Genomic DNA, 18,418 nt, shown 5'->3' with positions numbered 1-18,418 from the left:
TCAACGCTCCTCAGTCAGCCAAGTTTGAATCCGAGGCAACAATGATCGCCTCGGATTCAGCATTAATGGATTCCAGCGCCATTCCCGGAATGGGATTTCGAATCGCTGAGATAATGACCGCCTCGCCCGCGGCGATGCCACTCGCTAAAAATGTCTCACGTGTGTTGCTGTGAATCACCTCGACGTCTCTTATTTCCAGTTGTCCGTTAGCATCGAGAATGAAGACTCGATCACCGGCACGAAGGCCGTCCGACGAAATAGCAATGGTGTCAGTTAAAATCCGGCCGGCAATGGCTGCTTCGACAAATAAGCCCACCGCCAAGGGCATCTGAGAGGATGCCTCTGGCAATTCATAGGGTTTATCAACGACAGCAGTGGCATAAACGACGCGGGTTTCTGGGTCTATGGCGGCGTCTAATCGCTCAACCCGCCCGGTCCATAACTGATGCGCTCCGGCCACCTTGGCGGTGAGATCTACCGCCAATCCTCCGCCGTCAGGGGCGCGGTAGCCAATGGGCACGCCCAAGGCTCCCAGCTGATTGTCAGTAAGGGGCAATCGAATTTCCACGCGATCGGTGCCAAAGGCCGAGGCAAGTACCTTTCCCGGGCCCACGTATTCGCCCAGATCTGCAGAAGTTTCTCGCAATCGTCCTGTGTAGGGCAATGCGATATTAGTTCGATTAAGATTCGTTTTGGCCAACGACAACCCCGATTGAGCTGCCTCCAAAGCCATTTTAGCGCGGGTAACCTGAGGTTTTTTTAGTGCCAATGGCGAAGGTTGGTTTACACCCACCAACTGTTTTCTCGCCACATCGGCATCGGCGTAAGCAGTCTCTAGGTCAACCTTTGCCGCAGCCACACGGGCCTCGGCTTCATTGAGCGCTGCTTGGTAATCGGTATCTTCTATTTTAAGCAGGGTTTCGCCGGCCAAGAACCGACCACCCTCAACAAATTCGTCAGAGACTTCGATAATGCGCCCTGCCACCTGAGCCACCATGTCAGACCGCAGCGTCGCCCTGACGTCACCACTTGTCTCCACAGTCAGTTGATTGGTCGCTACTGCCGCGATCTGAGTATGAACTCTGATGGGTCTGGGCGCCTCGATAGCAATATCAGGCTTCGGTTTAGTCGCATTGAGGACCACAACAACCCCGATCCCCAGCAGCAACACCAGCAGTGGTATCAAGGCTCTCTTAACTCGGCTAAGCATGCAGACTCCCTGTCTAAAAAATAAGCTTTCGCATCCAAAAGGGCGCGTGTGGCCAAAAAATTACGCGGCGTAAGTTTACCAGTGCCCTAGTGTTCTAACTCGGCTGGCCCATCTTTTTTGATCAATTCGGTAAAATTCCCAGCCAAACTCGAAATTTCCGCAAAAAAAGCCCGCTATTGCGGTCTTCTGAGGCAATCGCCACTACTTTTGGGCTTGTGGGAGACCTTTTGCCCTCCCAGCGTCGCCTCGTACATTTGTCCACCTTTTGCAATGGTGAAAATCGCCATACCCTTGCGAAATCCTGAGCTGCCTACGTTTGCATTATTTTCACCACCGGAAGCATTGGTGCCGACGCCCGTTGTACTCGCCTCTGCTCCAGCCGCCACCGTTAACGCCACCGCAGTAGCCTGAGCGCCAAACTCGAAATTACCGTCAGTAAACGCATCGAAAGATCTTTCATCTTCGAACAAGATAAGCTGACTATAAGCCTGCCCGCCCAGCTGCAAGCCGTAAGTAATTTGGGTCATTTTTGTTTCACCCATGAGCTTACTCTTGCCCTTGTGAACACGGCCTGAACCATGGGCACCACCAATGCCGATACCTCCCTTGCCGATCGTGGGGAAAACGGCATAACCGAAAGCCGCATCGATCAGCTCGCCGGCACGGCAAAATTAGCTGCCCCACACCCGAACAGCGAACGAGGTCAAAAACTCCGACATCTATGCAATCCGGCCACTAGCTCCAATCGTATTCTTTACACAAACCAAATGGAGCGAACCATGCTGACATCTACCCACTCAAAGGCCCAAACCCTCGAACTGGCTGACAACACCGTTAACCTTCGCTCAGCTATCTCTAGAGAGGCTACCCTAGTGAGGGAGGCATTGGTCGCTAGGGGGCTTGAAACGCCGCTGATTGACAACGGACTGAACCGTGATCAAAAGCTGACAATAGTTAAACAAGCTTTCACTGACATTACCCAAGCACTGGGGCTTGATCTTACCGACGACAGCCTCTGTGATACTCCCGATCGTATTTCTCGAATGTATCTCGATGAAATTTTCTCGGGCTTGGATTATAGCAATTTCCCCAAAATTTCCGTCATCGACAATAAAATGCAGGTCGACGAAATGGTGATGATTGACGACATAGATCTCACCTCCACCTGCGAGCACCACTTTGTCACCATTGATGGTCAGGCACGGGTCGCGTATCTACCACGCAATAAGATTATCGGACTGAGCAAAATCAACCGCATCGTTCGCTTCTTTGCCCAACGACCGCAAGTACAAGAGCGACTCACCCAGCAAATTTTAGTGGCACTACAGACGTTGCTGGAAACCGATAATGTTGCCGTGTCGATGGAGGCGGTTCATTACTGCGTAAAATCTCGAGGCGTCATGGATACCAACTCCAAAACTCGCACCACATCCCTAGGGGGCATGTTCAAGGAAAACCCTGCGGCCCGCAGTGAATTTCTGCGTTGATGCTAAAACGGGATGGGTTTCCCATCCCAGTCTAGGTATAGCAACCGCTCAGTAGTGGGAACTTCATCGAGGAGCGTCACTAGACGCTCTGCAACAAACGCTGGCTTAAACAATTTGTTTTCGGGCACGCCACGTTGGAAGGGTTGCGAAAGCGCCGTATCCACCGTACCGGGATGAAAGGCGACAATCTGTGCCGACTTATTAAGGCGTCCGAACTCAACGCTTGCGCATTGCAACATCATATTCAACGCTGCCTTACTTGCTCGGTAGCTGTACCAGCCCCCCAAACGATTATCTTCAATGCTTCCTACTCGCGCTGACAGTATTGCCACCCTTGGCTGATCAGCTCGGCGCAGCGCATCGTGAAAGGCAGCAAGCCACAACATCGGCAGCATAGTATTGACCTCAAAAATCTTGGCCATCGTTGGACCATCAAGCTGCCTGAGTGCACGCTCGGGGCGATAGTCATCCCCTTGCAGAATACCGTTGGTGATTATCAAACGCTCAAGAGTTCCCGGCTGCTCAGTAATCGAGCTCGCGACAGATTCAATGGAGGCCGCGCTGTAGTCGCTGTACCAGTGGTGCACCCCCGCAGATAGGTCTGAGGATGAACTTCTACTCACAGCATGAACCTCACCATAACCCTGATCGAGCAGCGCATTCGCGACGGCTGCACCAATACCACCGACCCCTACCACCACTGCTTTACCCGTCACGAGTTGCTCCTGAAAATTGGCAGCAGGGAATCAAAGCCAACGACCGTTTGCGGCACACACCGATGAGGGAAGACAGAAAAGCCTGTCGGCAGATTAGCGATTTTGCCCATGATCACCACGCAGCGACCGTGCCATCTTTACGCATTTCCGTTGCACCAGAGTAAACGCCGGTTTCGTCATGTCGTTGTATCGCCTGATATCCTCCGAAAGGGCCTCCCGATTCGTCGACGACAACTTCATGTCCCAGCGCACGAAGTGCAGCGACCGTTGTGGCAGGAACACCCGGCTCCACGTAAAGAGTGCCATAGCCTCCGGGGCTTCCACCGTCGGGGCTGCTGCCACCATCATGCAGGAATCGGGCAGCGTCTCCTGCTTCCTGAAGGTTCATGTCAAAGTCAACAATGTTTATCAGAACCTGCACATGACCCTGAGGCTGCATACCCCCACCCATGAGACCGAAACTCATCCAAGGCTTGCCCTGACGTGTAACAAACCCCGGGATAATCGTGTGAAATGGCCGCTTTCCGGGGGCATAAACGTTAGGATGCTGCGGATCCAGAGAGAACAATTCGCCACGATCCTGCAACATAAAACCTAGGCCTTTGGGCACTAGGCCCGACCCCATACCGCGGTAGTTAGACTGAATCAGCGAAACCATCATTCCGGATTCATCAGCTACTGTTAAGTAGGTAGTATCTCCCTCGCCCTCCAAAGGTACTGCGAGGGCTTCGGCGGTTAAAACGCTGTCGGAGTTAATACGGGCAAATTGCGCTTTTGCAAACTCGGCAGACAGCAGCTCTTCCACAGGAATATCAGCAAAATTTGGATCGGCAAAGGTTTGAGCCATCGCTTCAAAAGCCAAACGTTTTGCTTCCACCATGAGGTGAAACAGCTCTGGCGAGCCGCGCTCCATAGTCGCCGTGTCGGCCTGCTTGATAATGTTGAGCATCATCAACGCTGCGAAGCCCTGACCGTTAGGGGGAAGCTCCCACAAAGTGACGCCGTGGTAGTCAACGCCCCGAGGCTCCACCCACTCTCCTGAATGCTTGGCAAGATCAGCTGCGGTGAGGTCAGCTTCAATCGCTTCAAAGTAGCCAACCATGCGCTCAGCTAACACTCCTTTATAAAAGCTATCCCGACCCTCAGCGCCCAGAATTCTCAGAGTTTTTGCAAGATCGGGGTTACGAAATACTGAACCGACTGTCGGAGCGGTGCCAGCGGGAAAATACAGCGCGTTTGCGTTGTCGAGTTCTTCGATCATGGGCGCACGCTGTTCAAAACGCCGTTTATTCGCTGCAAACGCAGCGGCAATAACCGGAGACATGGGAAACCCCACCTCGGCATATTCGGCAGCGGGAGCTAGCACTTCGCCCATAGGCAAATTTCCCCAACGTTCGTGAAGCGCAAACCACCCATCAACCGTGCCGGGGACGGTGACGGCGAGTGAGCCATGGGAAGGTATGCCTTGATAGTCTTCAGGCAGTTGGCCCTGAGACTTCATTTTCTCGATGGCGCGCAGCATTGCCGAAAAATCGCGCCCTGCAGGGCTACGACCTGATCCGTTATAACCGTAAAGCTGCTGGGTTTCCGGATCCCAAACGATGGCGAACAGATCCCCACCGATACCATTACCCGTGGGTTCCATAAGCCCAAGAGCCGCATTTGCTGCTATGGCAGCATCCACAGCACTTCCTCCCTGCTTCAAAACATCAATCGCAATCTGCGAAGCCAGGGGTTGTGCGGTCGCGGCCATTCCACGAGCGCCATAAACCGGGCTTCTTGACCAGTCTGCGCCCACCGGTCGAGCACCGGCACCCAAAGGCTGTGCATTTAGAGATGCCGCGCTAACGCACAGTGTGGTGACCGCCATGACACGGGCAAGCAATGCGCCTACTGCGGTTACCCGTTGCTGAAAAGTCGTCATACATTTACCTTTTGAGTGGTCGCGCTGAGTAGTGTCAGCAACGTAACGGCAGCTTGCGTTAACTGCTCGTGAGACTCAAGGTAGGGTTATTGAGTAATCTCGACAGTCGCTCGACACAGGACCGAATCACTATGAGTACAGATGCGCCCCAAGATGAAGCCAGAAAACAAAACCTCACCTTGGGCTTTATTGGATTAGGTGCAATGGGGTTTCCTATGGCGGGTCATTTGCAAACCGCAGGCTACGCCACAACGGTGTTTAATCGCTCTCCCGACAAAGCTTCCAGGTGGCAGGAAACCTACGGAGGGAAAACTGCTTTGACACCAGCGGCGTCCGCCCGCGATGCTGATGTCGTTTTTGTTTGCGTAGGCAATGATGACGATGTCAGAGAGGTTACCCTTGGCAATCAAGGTGTATTAGAAACCCTCAAACCCGGCTCATTACTTATTGACCATACGACAGCCTCGGCTGATCTTGCCCAAGAACTCCAAAGTGCCTGTATGGAAAAAGACATTGGCTTCTTAGACGCACCTGTTTCAGGGGGACAGGCCGGCGCTGAATTGGGCCAACTAACCATTATGGTTGGGGGGGACAGCACGAGTTTTGATAGTGCCAAAGCCGTGATGGCTGTTTACGGAAAGAGTGTCCGCCTGATGGGTCCATGTGGCTCTGGTCAGCTCACTAAAATGGCTAATCAAATTTGTATTGCAGGCGTTCTCCAAGGTTTGTCTGAGGCGTTACATTTTTCCGATCGAGCCGGACTAGACACAACAAATGTTGTCGAGGCCATTCGTCAAGGAGCAGCCCAGAGCTGGCAAATGGACAACCGTTCTCAAACAATGATCCAAGGCGAGTTTGGCTTTGGCTTTGCCGTTGACTGGATGCGCAAAGACCTGGGGCTAGTGCTTGACGCCGCAGATAAAGCGGGAGCATCACTCCCCTTAACAGCCTTGGTCGATCAATTTTATAGCGATGTTCAAAATTTGGGCGGCGGTCGCTGGGATACCTCAAGCCTTATCGAACGGCTGCGTAAACTCAGCCGGTAAATTTACGACGAAACCCTATTTTTCATCGTGTCCCAGTAGAGCGTTTCTATCCATTTTGCCTCGCCAATAAAAGCCCATGCAAAAGATTGGTAAGCCTGATCCAAGCCCCTTTCCTGAATCTGGGCTAGTGACATCCCGGCGCTCATACCTTCGACCACCGCTGCACGGGTAGAACGAATCATGTCGTGCACTGCCAACAGGTCTCCCCTACTGGCGATTGGGCCGTGGCCAGGCACAACGACGGTATCATCATTAATCATGGCTAACAGTGTCTCCTGACTCGATAAATAGGCACCCACGCCACCGCCGCTGTCAGTGTCGATAAATGGAAAGCGCTCATTGAAAAATAAATCCCCGGCGTGCAGAACATTCGCACCTTCAAAATAAACAGCCGTATCACCATCTGTATGCCCCTCAAGAGCAACAAGTTTGAGGCGGTCGCTGTTAAAGTAGATGTGCACACCCTCGTGGTAGGTAATCACCGGCAGAGGGGCCTCTGCTGATGGAGCTCGCGCTAGCAGTCGCACCCGAGCAGCCTCATTAGCAATAATCGTGGCACCGGCTTTAGCAAAAAAATCATTCCCTCCCGTGTGATCACCATGGTGATGCGTATTGATGACGTATTTTAGAGACTGCTGCGTCGCAGAAGTGCTTGGAAGGTTCGCAAGTGCATCCGCAATCCGCTCGGCCATGGCCGCATACTGATCATCGACCAACAGGAGTCCATCAGCACCCACGCTAACGGCAAGATTGCCGCCAGCCCCCGTGAGCATGTAAATAGAGTCTGTGAGCTTGGTCGCCTCGATTACCACCTCAGAGAAGCGATCCGGTTGCGCCACGAGGGCGCTATTAAACGTCAACAGCAAGGTGACAATAACTACTTTCGAGCAAAACCTACCGACGTGGCTCATAAGAATATTCCTGTATGACTTACCTAAAAAAGGGTTCCGGCGACAACTTTACCGTAGACGGGTAGACTCCCTCCACGCACTTCGTCGCCCCGGGGCCCCTCATGAAAGCACACCACCACGCGGCAGCCACCTCTGCCGCATTACCCAACGCACGGCAACGGCTTTACGTACGCTACTACGTTGCCATTACTGCTGATTTGATCGTCTTAGGTCTGCTCTCCCAGTTTTGGGACCGAGTGCAAATTAGCAGCTTCACAGCGGGGTTGGTCGCAGCGATTATGTTACAGCTGCTCTTGCAGGCTACCTTAATGATCGAGCACGCCGCCTCTCGGCCCTTCGAAAACAAAAATTCCTGGCAAGCCAAAACGGGCAGGATATTCGTTGCGTGGCTGATTTTATTTAGCTCAAAATTCGCTATGTTATGGGCAATTGGCTTGGTCTTAGGCGATGCAATACATTTTTACGGCGCTATGCACGGCGCGCTTCCCTTTATTGCCACGGTCATTTGTATGATTTTGGCTGAGGCGCTGGCATTTAGCACCTTTGCCAATTTAGAGAGCGCAAACTAACGAGAGTAAATACCAATGGCTGAAAACGGCAATGGCTCAGTGCTCGTCACCCACGAGGGAGGATGCCACTGTGGCAAAGTTCAGTGGCAAATACAGGCCCCCGCTCACTTGCAGACACACACCTGCAACTGCTCCATATGCAATATTAATCACTACCAACATCTGATTGTGCCCAAGCAACGCTTTCAGCTGCTATCGGACCCAGACACCTTAAGCGAGTACCGGTTTGGTTCGGGTCTAGCAAAGCATTATTTTTGCAAAGCCTGCGGCGTGAAATCATTTTATAGACCGAGGTCAAATCCTGACGGCGTAAGCGTTCATGCACGATGCCTCAATCCAGCTTCTGTTTTGTCGATTACGGACACACCCTTTGACGGACAAAATTGGGAGAAAAATGCCGCCTCCCTTGCACACCTGTCAAAAGCATGACGGCGCCCAACTTTTGGCAAACAACGCCGATGAACGAACTCTCAACTCAACAGTGGGAGTCTCTATGCGATGGCTGTGGCAAATGCTGCCTCAACAAACTTGAGGATGAAGACACCGGAGAAATCTATTACACCAGCGTTGCCTGCCAGTTACTTGATCACTCCTCGGGCAGATGCAGTGACTATAAAAATCGATTAAAACGCGTTCCTGACTGCCTAGATTTACGCCAAACAAACCCTGAGTCCTATCATTGGTTGCCCGCGACCTGCGCCTATCGGCTGCTTGCTGCGGGTGAAGACCTTCCCGAATGGCATCACTTAAAAAGCGCAGATCCGATGCAAGTGCACCGAGCAACCTGCACCGTAAAGCACCGGGTCATTTGTGAGACTACTATCGACCCCGAGCAGCTCGAGGACCACATCATCGCTTGGACCGACCGCTAATCGGTCGAGCACATAAACTAAACCCACGCCGACAACTATCTCCGGCTAATACAAGGAAATCATCGACTCGCTATGCAAAGCCAAGATCAGGAAGTTTTTGAAAAACTCGTCGAGTGGCTTAATAGCGGCAGCGCCCCATATTTGTGCACTATTGTAAAGGCTGTAGGGTCATCACCTCGCCCGGTGGGCTCGATGCTCGGGAGCTGCGGCGAACACAGTATTGGCACGCTGTCGGGGGGCTGCGTTGAAGAAGACCTGCTCGACAAACTGCGTACAGATGCAATTGATGCCTCAACCCCAAAACTCATCGAATACGGCGTTTCCGCGGAGGAAAATGAGCGATTAGGGCTGCCCTGCGGGGGGCGTTTACATATTTTGGTGCAGCAGCTCTCCCCTGCTAGTGCAAACTGGGTGACCGATGTTGTCACTGCACTGCGAGCAAGAAACTCCGTAGTCAGAACAACAGAGCTGTCAACTGGCATTACATCTGTAGATGTCACCGATGATTATGCCCCTCTGAGCCTGACACAAAATGCATTAAGGCAAGGGCTGGGTCCTAAAATGCAGATGCTGCTCGTAGGCGCCGGGCAACTCGCTCAGGTGTTGGCTCACTTGGCACTTGCTATGGACTACGAAGTGATTGTTACCGACACCCGCGAGGACGTTATTACTCAGTGGCAAGGACCGGACGTAGAACTGCTACATGGCCTACCAGACGACATCATCGCCGCGCGCAGCTGCGATCCCAAAAACGTCATTGTCACGCTTACCCATGATCCCCGCATTGACGATATGGCGCTTCTTGAAGCTTTAGAAACTCCCGCTTGGTACGTCGGTGCGTTGGGTTCTATCAGAACCACCCGTGCTCGCTTAGAGCGCCTAACCGCACTGGGGGTCACTCAGGCCCAATTGCAACGACTGCACGCCCCTGTTGGTCTCGATATTGGCAGTAAAACGCCGTGGGAAATTGCGGTAGCCATCATGGCTGAAATCACTCAACTGCGGCGCAAGACTGCAACCAGCACTACGAATCCTGAGCTGGGTCCATAGCCGATGGCGGCTGCTTTGCCTGCAAGTAGTGAATGAGACGACCTAACCTCACAGCCTCTCGATCAATCAACTGAACAGTCTCCTCAAAAAGCGCAGCGATATTTTGAGGTGTGGCGTTATCCAATTCATCACTCGCCTTATCAAGAGTGAGCTGGAACCGTTGATAGCGTTCACCCAAGAAAAGTGCCATCTGATAATCAGCGGCTTTGGCCATGCCATCAAACACGCAATCAAGCACCGGCAACATCCAACCAATCTTGCCCCAGCCTGCAGCTTGCTTTCCCGAAATGGGCTGCGCAAGCTCACCTGTACCCAATGAGATAACGGTAATCCTGTCACCCGGAAACAACCTCAACGCTTCAGCGTAAGCCGACACAACAGGAGAATTTAAGAACACTGCGCCGTCAATGAGTGCCGTCGATTTACCGGCTACTTCGAACTGCGCCGGCTCAAAAAAAGTTGGGGCAGCCGACGTTGCTCTTGCCGCTGACTTACAAAGCATCTGTGCGTGCTCAGGTTTAAAGCTTTTAAAAAAAGCCGTCGACCTAGCCTCCAAGTCATAGGCCGTGACAATGGTGGGACAGCGACAATCTCCTAAAACGTTGTCATCGAAGTAATCTGCAAGAGCCGTCTCGAGGGGGCTAGCTGAATAGCTTTCATCAAAAATACCCAGCGCCGACCGAAACTGGCGCCACAGATTGTTGCCGAAAATTTGTGCCCCACGATTGGCGTAAAGGTCAGCCAGGTCACGAGCGCCATATCGACTCTTTGCAGGTTTTTGGGGATCCGGTTGCGCCAATCCCAAGGCTAAAATACCCCCCGTTGAAGTACCCACCATAAGGTCAAAAAGATCAGCTGCCCGATGACCCGTCGCCGTCTCGAGGTGATGCAGCACCATCGCGGGTATGATCCCGCGAATACCCCCACCATCGATCGATAGAACGGTTCTCTCTTGGGACATCACCCGCGCCCTCAATGAAGCCTATTGTCTAAGTGCCCTCTAACCAGCTGGAGGAAGGTTGCCCCCTCTAGTAAAGATAATCCTTAGCTTTGTATTCATCGTGGCAGGCTTTGCAGGTTTTTCCTGTAGCGCCAAACTGCCCCTGAATTGCAGCGCGATCTCCTTGCGCGGCCACCTCAGACAATTTCGCAGCTTCTCGTCGAAAATCAGCCAGCTTTGAGTTGAAATCTTCACCGTTGAGCCAAATTTCAGGTTTAGCGCGAGTCTTCCCCTCTTCAGAACCCGGGGCAAAACCTCGTTCGACTTGATATCCAGATACACCAGCCAGATCGTCAGCCCATGCCTGAAAAGTCTCATCATTCCACTCAATCTTTCCCTTCACCATGTCCGCCATAGGCCCAAAGGTCATGCCTAGAAGCGCGAAATACGATTGACGCAGGGACTGCAGTGGCTCAGCTTTCTCGATGTGAGCAACCGCAGGGATAGTTGCGGTGAGGGTGATGGCGACAATGACAAGACGGTTCAAAAACTTCATGTTTGATTCTCCTAACGGTGTCCATTAATTCATGCTGAAATCGCTACAGCGGCTATCATGACTTGCCAGGATCATCCTCGCAAACACGGCTGCACTGGCTGCGGCAAGCCCACCGCGGCACCTTAAAGCGTACTGTTAAAACCACCGCCGTCCAAGAGTATATTTTGTCCAACCATAAACCCCGCGTGCTCAGAGCATATAAACGCGCATGTGGCTCCAAATTCGTCAGCGGTACCGTACCTGCCGGCTGGAATAGCCGCGCAACGACGCGCAGCAACGGCCTCTTTACTTTCCCCCGTAAGGCTCGCCTCATAAGTGTCCAGACCCACCGTTCGATCTGTGGCGTGGAGGCCCGGCAACAAGTTGTTAATAGCGACACCTTGCTTGGCGACATCACGCGCAATACCCGCAACGAAACCCGTGAGGGCCGCCCTTGCCGTATTCGATAACCCCAGCACTCCAATGGGCTGCTTAACAGAAACACTCGTGATATTGACCACCCGACCCCAGCCACGCTCGCACATACCGGGCACAGTAGCTTGCATAAGAGCGATCGCTGCATAAGCATTGGCATCGAAGGCAGCAATAAAGGCGTCGCGGTCCCAGTCGCGCCAGTTTCCCGGTGGCGGGCCTCCAGCATTGTTAACCAAGATATCTAAATCACCGCTACCCGCTAAAATCGCTTCACGGCCGCTAGGCGTTGTCACATCAGCAGCCACCGTGGAAACTTCAACACCATAGGCTTCTCTAATGGCTGTTGCCGTGCTCTCAAGCGCCTCATGACCCCGGGCATTGAGTACCAGGTGCACCCCTTCTGCTGCTAATGCTTCAGCACAACCTCTTCCTAAGCCCTTTGACCCCGCACAGATCAGCGCTCGCCGACCTTTGATTCCCATCTTCAAGCTAATTACCTCCAATAAAACCATCGGCTACGTCACCGCGTACATGTTGCATGTACTATTACAACAGTACCTGATTACAACGATGTAGTAGGGCGCTCAGTCGCAAAAATTGTCGGCGACCGAGCATAACTTTACATGACAGGTGACAGTCTGTAATTTTGCGCATTGCAAAAAACAGGCTCCACCCACGCCATCGTCGAACCCATAGGTCGTTGCTAGCCTAGAACCCCTTGCCAGCACTTAATCCCACCAACTTACTAGGACTCTATTTGTGATTACCTTCTCCCTGAATGGCGAACCCGTCCGCTTTAATGGTGACCCGAGTACACCATTATTATGGGTTATACGTGATGACTTTAAGCTCAAGGGCTCCAAATTTGGCTGCGGCGCTGGCTTGTGTGGCGCCTGCACCATGCACCTTGACGGAACGGCCATTAAAACCTGCGTTCTGCCTGTAGCCGCTGCGGCTGACAAAGCAGTGACCACGATAGAAGGGCTTGGAAATCCAGAGGATCTACATCCTCTGCAAACCGCTTGGATAGAACACAATGTGCCTCAGTGCGGCTACTGCCAGAGCGGTCAAATTATGGCTGCAGCCGCATTGATAGCCGATAAACCCAGTGCTTCCAGTGAAGACGTTGACAACGCTATGTCAGGAAACATTTGCCGCTGCGGCTGCTACCCCAGAATAAAGGCTGCCATCATGTCAGTAGCTGCCAGCGCTCTCAGTTACGACGCCGCTGCTACGGAGGCGAACTCATGAGCAATCAAACCCTCAGCAGAAGACACTTTTTGAAGGCCTCTGGCATGGTCGGAGGGGGCATCGTGGTAGCTGTCGCCCTACCCGGCTGCGCGTTTAAGGGCCCGCACCCCATCGAAGTTACTGACGCTGGCTTTGTACCCAACGCTTTTCTACAAATTACTCCAGATAATCATGTGACCTTTTATTGTCCCAGCGATGAAATGGGCCAGGGTATCCGTACGGGCCTAGCGACGATTGTCGGTGAAGAACTCGATGTAAATCCCGCCACCATGCTGGTCAAAGCTGCGGGCTCTCACGAAGACTACAACAACCCCGAGTTTCGTGTTCAGGGAACCGGAGGCTCTAACGCCGTTCGCGTATTTTATGAGCCTTTAAGGCAAGTTGGCGCTGACACCCGTGCACTGCTGCTTAACGCGGCCTCCTTAGACCTAGGCATACCAGCCGACCAACTACTCACCGCTGACGGGTTCATTGTTGCCGGTGACCGGCGCTATCCCTACGGTGATTTTGTTGAAACCGCTTCATCTTTAGAAATGCCCATCGCCTCCGAACTAAAAGCGCCCTCACGTTTTAAATACATTGGTGCCGATGCTCCCAGAGTCGATGCTCTGGCGAAGGCCACAGGCACAGCAAACTTTGGCATCGATGCGGATGTGCCCGGCATGGTCTACGCCGTTGTCGTTCGGCCACCAGTAGCCGGATCCAAAGCTTTGAGCTTTGATGACAGCACTGCAAGGGTCGCCCCGGGTGTTCTCGCTGTTGTGCCGGTATCAAGCGGGGTTGCGGTAGTAGCCGAACGATATTGGCAGGCCAATCAGGCCGCAAAAAAGCTCACCATCGATTGGGAAGAGACCCCGCTTTCAACGGTGACCTCTGAGCAAGTTCGACAAGACCTTAGCGCGGCACTAGAGGCCGACAATGATACTGAATCGACCCGTGCGGGAGATCCAGAAAAGGCCTTTGCCGACGCTGACGCCGGCACAATTTTGGAAACCGACTACTACGCGCCCTTTCTCGCCCATGCACCCATGGAGCCGCTGAACGCAACCCTGCGAATCACTGAGGACGGTGCCGACCTATGGACTGGCGTGCAATTTGTTGGCGCGGCACAAGGCGTTTTGGAGCGCCTGACAGGTCTGCCCAGAGGGAACATAAAAATACACAATCAGTTTCTAGGGGGCGGGTTTGGTCGCCGTGCCACGTTGTCTCATATTGTTGAGGTAGCTGAGATTGCGTTAAGCGTCGATAAGCCCGTGCAACTGCTATGGTCTCGAGAAGATGACCTGCGGCATGGTTTCTACAGACCCGCGGCGATGATGAAGATAAAGGCAGCTGCGGATAGTGAAGGCCACATTACAGCGTGGCAGGCCCGTCGCTCCGGCGCTAACATCTCTGCACAAACCTTTAAAAATGCCCTACCAGGCGTGCTGCCTAACCTGCCCACCGGCTTACTCAATGGCCTTGCGGGCGCCATGGATTATGTCTTCAAAAATTGGGCCGTCGACGGCTCCAGTGTTGAAGGACTTCATGAAACCTATTCCCTGCCGAGCTACCAAGTCTCCCACGCATCGGTTGACCACGGCTTACCCACCACATTTTGGCGTTCAGTAGGACATTCCTATACCAGTTTTGCCGTCGAATCGATGATGGATGAGCTCGCGGAAGCGAAGCAGTTAGACCCCGTTGCACTGCGTCTAAAAAACTTGAACGACAAACCCCGAATGCAAAATGTCGTGGCTGAAGCAGGACAGCTCATGGCCGCAATGACAGTGCCAGAAAACCACCATTTGGGATTTGCTGCGCATTCATCCTTTGGCACTGATGTGGCTCAAATTGCTGAAGTGTCGGTTACCGAAGGCCAGATTCGCGTGCACAAAGTGACCTGCGTTGTTGATTGTGGGCTAGCAGTCAACCCTGACATCGTCACAGCACAACTGGAAGGCGCCGTAATGTTCGCGCTAACCGCTGCGCTTTATGGGAGCATAGATCTGGAAGGTGGTGCCGTTGTGCAAAGCAATTTCCACAACTACCCGATCTTACGCATGAACGAATCCCCCGCCGTTGACGTTGTCATTATAGAAAGCGAAACGCCCCCGACGGGAATAGGCGAACCCGGCGTACCGCCGCTTGCCCCTGCGGTGGCAAATGCGGTGTATCGCGCAACCGGGCAACGTTTACGTGACTTGCCCCTGCAACTCGCTTAATTGACAATCTGGCCCCATGTCGTGCAACCGCGACGGTTCAACAGACAACTTCGCAGTCCCAGCCTTAGGCGTTAATGCAGCCCGGCCGGGGCGTGCGGAGTGAGCCCCGCAGAAGCAGGGTCCACGCCACACCACCTAGGAGCATTGGATGCGCTTGCCCGCCACAATTTCGACCCTTTTACTGCTACTTACAACGACAGCGTGCTGGAGCGCGACTGCCAAATCACAGAACGCCATTGACCCATCTGCGACTACACCCCCTGCGGGCACCGAAACAGCCGCTACTCAAACACGCTCACCTGCGGACTCACGACTGTGGCTTGAGAATGTAGAGGGCGAGCAAGCTCTGAACTGGGTAAGAAAACAGAACGCCCGAACATCGACCCGACTGCAGGACGACGCGCGTTATGACTCACTTCTAGCCACCGCCCAAACGCTGTATGAAAGTGACGACCGCATTCCCTATGGCAGTTATTACGGCGGATTCGTCTGGAATTTTTGGCAAGACAATACATTTACCCACGGACTTTGGCGACGAGCATCGCTGACGAGCTATCTGACTGATAACCCCGAGTGGGAGGTCATTATTGATCTGGACGCCCTCGCTGAAAAGGAGGCCATCAATTGGGTTTGGCGCGGCGCCGACTGTCTGGCCCCACAGTATGATCGCTGCCTAATCACACTATCTAAGGGAGGCAGCGACGCCGCGGTGCGACGCGAGTTCTCGCTTTCTGATCGACAGTTTGTACCCGATGGCTTTGAAACACCCGAGGCCAAAGGCAGCATCGCGTGGGTCGACGAAAACACCGTGCTGGTAGCTCTAGCAACAGAACCTGCCAACACCACAAATTCGGGTTATCCCTCCGTTATTTATCGCTGGTCCCGCGGCTCCAAGCTCGAAAGTGCCGAGATCGTGTTGGAGGGAAACACAACAGATGTCGGCTTGTGGCCGGTCCGCCTAGAGGATCATGGTGGCACGGTGCACATGATGGCTGCCCAGGCACAAACATTTTACGAGTCTACCTATTGGTATTTGCCATCTATCGGCGAACCTAAAACTCTGCCAATTCCGGCCAAAACATCGATTGAAACGCTCTATCAGGGGGAGCTCGTTTTTTCTCTTGCCGAGAACTGGCAGGCTAAAAATACGACAGCAATTCACCCCGCCGGCGCTTTAGTCTCGATTAACCTGCCTGACTTTATTGATACGGGGGAGATTTCCGCCGTAAGGACACTGTATCTGCCTTCTCCAACCGAATCGGTTGGGAGCATCGCAGCCACCAAAAGTACGCTTTTAGCAACCGTGGACAATAACGTCATTGGCGGTTTGATGGCATTTGATTTTACCGATGGTGAATGGTCAAAAAGAGCCATTCCTGCACCTGACAACTTGACGATAAGTTTGAGCAGCGCCAGTCGCGAAGAAGATATTGCCTTTATCAATGCCGAGGGTTTCCTAACTCCAGACACATTAATGCTGGCGGATACGGCCAAAATGACGCTGCGCTCGATTAAGACTATCCCAGAACGCTTTGATAGCTCAGGCCTCATCGTAGAGCAAATCGAAACACGATCTCCTGACGGCACCGTGATCCCCTACTTCGTCGTTCGGCATAAAAACACAGCTCTAGATGGATCCACCCCCACTCTGCTTTATGCGTACGGCGGCTTCCAAGTTTCCATGCGCCCCCGATACTCGGGCAGCCTTGGCAAACTTTGGCTGGAGAATGGCGGCGCCTATGTCTTGGCGAATATCCGTGGCGGCGGAGAGTTTGGCCCTGCCTGGCATCAGGCAGGGCTCAAGACGCAGCGGCAGCGTATTTACGATGACCTTATCGCCGTCGCCGAAGACCTGTCAGCTAAAGGTCTGACCAGTGCTGAACACTTGGCGGTTTATGGAGGCTCTAACGGCGGGCTACTCACCGGCGTTATGTACACCCAGCGACCCGATCTCTGGCAAGCCGTGGTTTCAGCCGTGCCCCTGCTCGATATGCTGCGCTACCACAAGCTACTGGCAGGAGCCTCATGGATGGGGGAGTACGGTGATCCTGACGACTCAACAGAAGGGGCCTTTTTGCGCGGCATATCGCCCTACCACAATGTTAGCGCAACCCAGGAGTATCCAGAGATTTTCCTTTACACGTCAACCAAGGATGATCGCGTTCATCCCGGGCATGCACGGAAAATGTCCCACCTGCTTGAAACGCTGGGACATGACTATTTGTATTTCGAAAATATTGACGGCGGACACGCAGCGGCAGCCAATCTCAGCGAGTATGCCCGCCGCGACGCCATGCTCTACGTCTTTTTAATGCAAAAGCTCATGCCAGCGCCAGCCGACAAATAGTCGGCCTTCAAAGCTTGCCCCGCCTGCGAGCTTGCTATTGCAAGCTCGCAGGCGCATACCGCAGTCTGACTGCATGCACCGGCATAGAGCAGCAGCTAAAACAAAGGGCGAGTGCAAGCCGTCCTTGGCAGTACCCCAGCCTTAAATCGCCGACATGCCACCATCAACGGCAACAGCCTGTCCGTTCATAAAGCTGTTCGTGGGGGACATGAGCATCAGCATCACTTCCACCATTTCTTCGGGATCACCCATACGGTTCATGGGTGAACTTTTCTTGAGCGTGTCCATTCGATCCGCCAAGCCGCCTTCCTGAGTCACCAAAGGCGTCGGGGAAAAAAACGGGCAAATAGCATTCACGCGAACACCTTGCCGACCAAACTCATAGGCGGCGGTTTTTGTGAGTCCAACCACACCATGCTTAGCAGCCGCATAGGCACCCAGCAAAGGTGCCGCGCCAATACCCGCCATTGAGGCCACATTGAGCACGGTGCCACCGGGAGCGTCTTGTGCCAGCATCTGCCGTACAGCGTGCTTGATGCCAAAGAAAACGCCCTTGGTATTGACGTTGTAGTTGAGGTCCATTTCCTCCTCGGTCACTTCAGTCAACAGCTTTGGCTCGGAACCTAAGCCTGCGTTGTTCACCATGATATCGAGTCGACCAAAACGCTCTTTGGCGGCTGCAACGATGGCCTCAACATCTGCCTCGTTGGCCACGTCACAGGTCATCGCAACAACCCGGGCGTCATCGGCGAGAGCAGCCGCAACTGCCTGTAGCGGTTCGAGGTTAATATCACTAATCACTAAACGTGCGCCTGCCGCATGTAAATTTTCAGCCATGAGTTTGCCAAAGCCACTGGCCGCGCCCGTAATACAAATAACCTGATCACAAAAAACATCCCACCGGGACATATCACACTCCTA

Annotated in this window: 18 protein-coding genes; 9 read left to right on the top strand and 9 right to left on the bottom strand. The window is 53.3% G+C overall.

The window, feature by feature from the left end:
• Positions 1-10: 10 nt before the first annotated feature.
• A complete protein-coding gene (locus ACMAY6_RS05710) occupies positions 11-1,210 on the bottom strand; it encodes an efflux RND transporter periplasmic adaptor subunit (RefSeq protein ID WP_435215214.1) in 1,200 nt (399 codons plus the stop codon).
• 173 nt (positions 1,211-1,383) lie between these two features.
• A complete protein-coding gene (locus ACMAY6_RS05705; protein WP_435215212.1) occupies positions 1,384-1,752 on the bottom strand; it encodes a YSC84-related protein in 369 nt (122 codons plus the stop codon).
• A 36-nt stretch (positions 1,753-1,788) separates the two neighbouring features.
• Between ACMAY6_RS05705 and folE the strand changes: the two genes are divergently transcribed.
• Complete coding sequence (gene folE / locus ACMAY6_RS05700; RefSeq protein ID WP_435215210.1) at positions 1,789-2,697, top strand: GTP cyclohydrolase I FolE; 909 nt, start codon at positions 1,789-1,791, stop codon at positions 2,695-2,697.
• A gap of 2 nt (positions 2,698-2,699) precedes the next feature.
• Here the strand turns inward: folE and ACMAY6_RS05695 are convergent, their stop codons facing one another.
• Positions 2,700-3,413 carry an SDR family NAD(P)-dependent oxidoreductase gene (locus tag ACMAY6_RS05695; protein ID WP_435215208.1) on the bottom strand — a complete coding sequence of 238 codons (714 nt, stop codon included), beginning with the start codon at positions 3,411-3,413 and terminating at the stop codon, positions 2,700-2,702.
• A gap of 112 nt (positions 3,414-3,525) precedes the next feature.
• Complete coding sequence (locus tag ACMAY6_RS05690; protein ID WP_435215206.1) at positions 3,526-5,337, bottom strand: gamma-glutamyltransferase family protein; 1,812 nt, start codon at positions 5,335-5,337, stop codon at positions 3,526-3,528.
• A gap of 131 nt (positions 5,338-5,468) precedes the next feature.
• Here ACMAY6_RS05690 and ACMAY6_RS05685 point away from each other — a divergent pair, with 131 nt between their 5' ends.
• On the top strand, positions 5,469-6,383 hold the full coding sequence (locus tag ACMAY6_RS05685) for an NAD(P)-dependent oxidoreductase (RefSeq protein WP_435215204.1): 915 nt from the start codon (positions 5,469-5,471) through the stop codon (positions 6,381-6,383).
• A gap of 2 nt (positions 6,384-6,385) precedes the next feature.
• Here ACMAY6_RS05685 and ACMAY6_RS05680 read toward each other — a convergent pair whose 3' ends face one another.
• The gene (locus ACMAY6_RS05680; RefSeq protein ID WP_435215202.1) at positions 6,386-7,294 is read right to left on the bottom strand and encodes an MBL fold metallo-hydrolase; all 909 of its coding nucleotides are present in this window, start codon (positions 7,292-7,294) and stop codon (positions 6,386-6,388) included.
• Positions 7,295-7,395: 101 nt separating this feature from the next.
• Between ACMAY6_RS05680 and ACMAY6_RS05675 the strand changes: the two genes are divergently transcribed.
• From ACMAY6_RS05675 to ACMAY6_RS05660, 4 genes are all read left to right on the top strand, one after another.
• A complete protein-coding gene (locus ACMAY6_RS05675; protein WP_435215200.1) occupies positions 7,396-7,863 on the top strand; it encodes a hypothetical protein in 468 nt (155 codons plus the stop codon).
• 15 nt (positions 7,864-7,878) lie between these two features.
• Positions 7,879-8,292, top strand: a complete 414-nt coding sequence (locus ACMAY6_RS05670) for a GFA family protein (RefSeq protein WP_435215198.1) — start codon at positions 7,879-7,881, stop codon at positions 8,290-8,292.
• Between the two features lie 29 nt (positions 8,293-8,321).
• Positions 8,322-8,735 carry a YcgN family cysteine cluster protein gene (locus ACMAY6_RS05665; protein ID WP_435215197.1) on the top strand — a complete coding sequence of 138 codons (414 nt, stop codon included), beginning with the start codon at positions 8,322-8,324 and terminating at the stop codon, positions 8,733-8,735.
• Positions 8,736-8,807: 72 nt separating this feature from the next.
• Complete coding sequence (locus ACMAY6_RS05660; RefSeq protein WP_435215195.1) at positions 8,808-9,785, top strand: XdhC family protein; 978 nt, start codon at positions 8,808-8,810, stop codon at positions 9,783-9,785.
• Here the strand turns inward: ACMAY6_RS05660 and ACMAY6_RS05655 are convergent.
• The 3 genes from ACMAY6_RS05655 to ACMAY6_RS05645 form a co-directional block, all read right to left on the bottom strand.
• Complete coding sequence (locus tag ACMAY6_RS05655) at positions 9,760-10,746, bottom strand: patatin-like phospholipase family protein (protein WP_435215193.1); 987 nt, start codon at positions 10,744-10,746, stop codon at positions 9,760-9,762. The genes ACMAY6_RS05660 and ACMAY6_RS05655 overlap by 26 nt on opposite strands.
• A gap of 67 nt (positions 10,747-10,813) precedes the next feature.
• Positions 10,814-11,281: a c-type cytochrome gene (locus ACMAY6_RS05650; protein WP_435215191.1), complete on the bottom strand. Its 468-nt coding sequence runs from the start codon at positions 11,279-11,281 to the stop codon at positions 10,814-10,816.
• Positions 11,282-11,403: 122 nt separating this feature from the next.
• On the bottom strand, positions 11,404-12,177 hold the full coding sequence (locus tag ACMAY6_RS05645; protein ID WP_435215958.1) for an SDR family oxidoreductase: 774 nt from the start codon (positions 12,175-12,177) through the stop codon (positions 11,404-11,406).
• A gap of 277 nt (positions 12,178-12,454) precedes the next feature.
• Here ACMAY6_RS05645 and ACMAY6_RS05640 point away from each other — a divergent pair, with 277 nt between their 5' ends.
• From ACMAY6_RS05640 to ACMAY6_RS05630, 3 genes are all read left to right on the top strand, one after another.
• Positions 12,455-12,946, top strand: coding sequence for a (2Fe-2S)-binding protein (locus tag ACMAY6_RS05640; protein ID WP_435215190.1), 492 nt, complete (start codon positions 12,455-12,457; stop codon positions 12,944-12,946).
• Complete coding sequence (locus ACMAY6_RS05635) at positions 12,943-15,150, top strand: molybdopterin cofactor-binding domain-containing protein (protein ID WP_435215189.1); 2,208 nt, start codon at positions 12,943-12,945, stop codon at positions 15,148-15,150. The genes ACMAY6_RS05640 and ACMAY6_RS05635 overlap by 4 nt, the downstream gene beginning before the upstream one ends.
• 148 nt (positions 15,151-15,298) lie before the next feature.
• Positions 15,299-17,497: a prolyl oligopeptidase family serine peptidase gene (locus ACMAY6_RS05630; RefSeq protein ID WP_435215187.1), complete on the top strand. Its 2,199-nt coding sequence runs from the start codon at positions 15,299-15,301 to the stop codon at positions 17,495-17,497.
• Positions 17,498-17,638: 141 nt separating this feature from the next.
• On the opposite strand, the gene ACMAY6_RS05625 is transcribed toward ACMAY6_RS05630, so the two are convergent.
• A complete protein-coding gene (locus ACMAY6_RS05625) occupies positions 17,639-18,406 on the bottom strand; it encodes an SDR family NAD(P)-dependent oxidoreductase (RefSeq protein ID WP_435215185.1) in 768 nt (255 codons plus the stop codon).
• Positions 18,407-18,418 lie beyond the last annotated feature (12 nt).

Origin of the sequence: Luminiphilus sp. nBUS_16 (genome assembly GCF_051201645.1) — a bacterium.
Classification (GTDB): domain Bacteria; phylum Pseudomonadota; class Gammaproteobacteria; order Pseudomonadales; family Halieaceae; genus Luminiphilus.
This window is presented reverse-complemented; position numbering and strand designations above follow the sequence as displayed.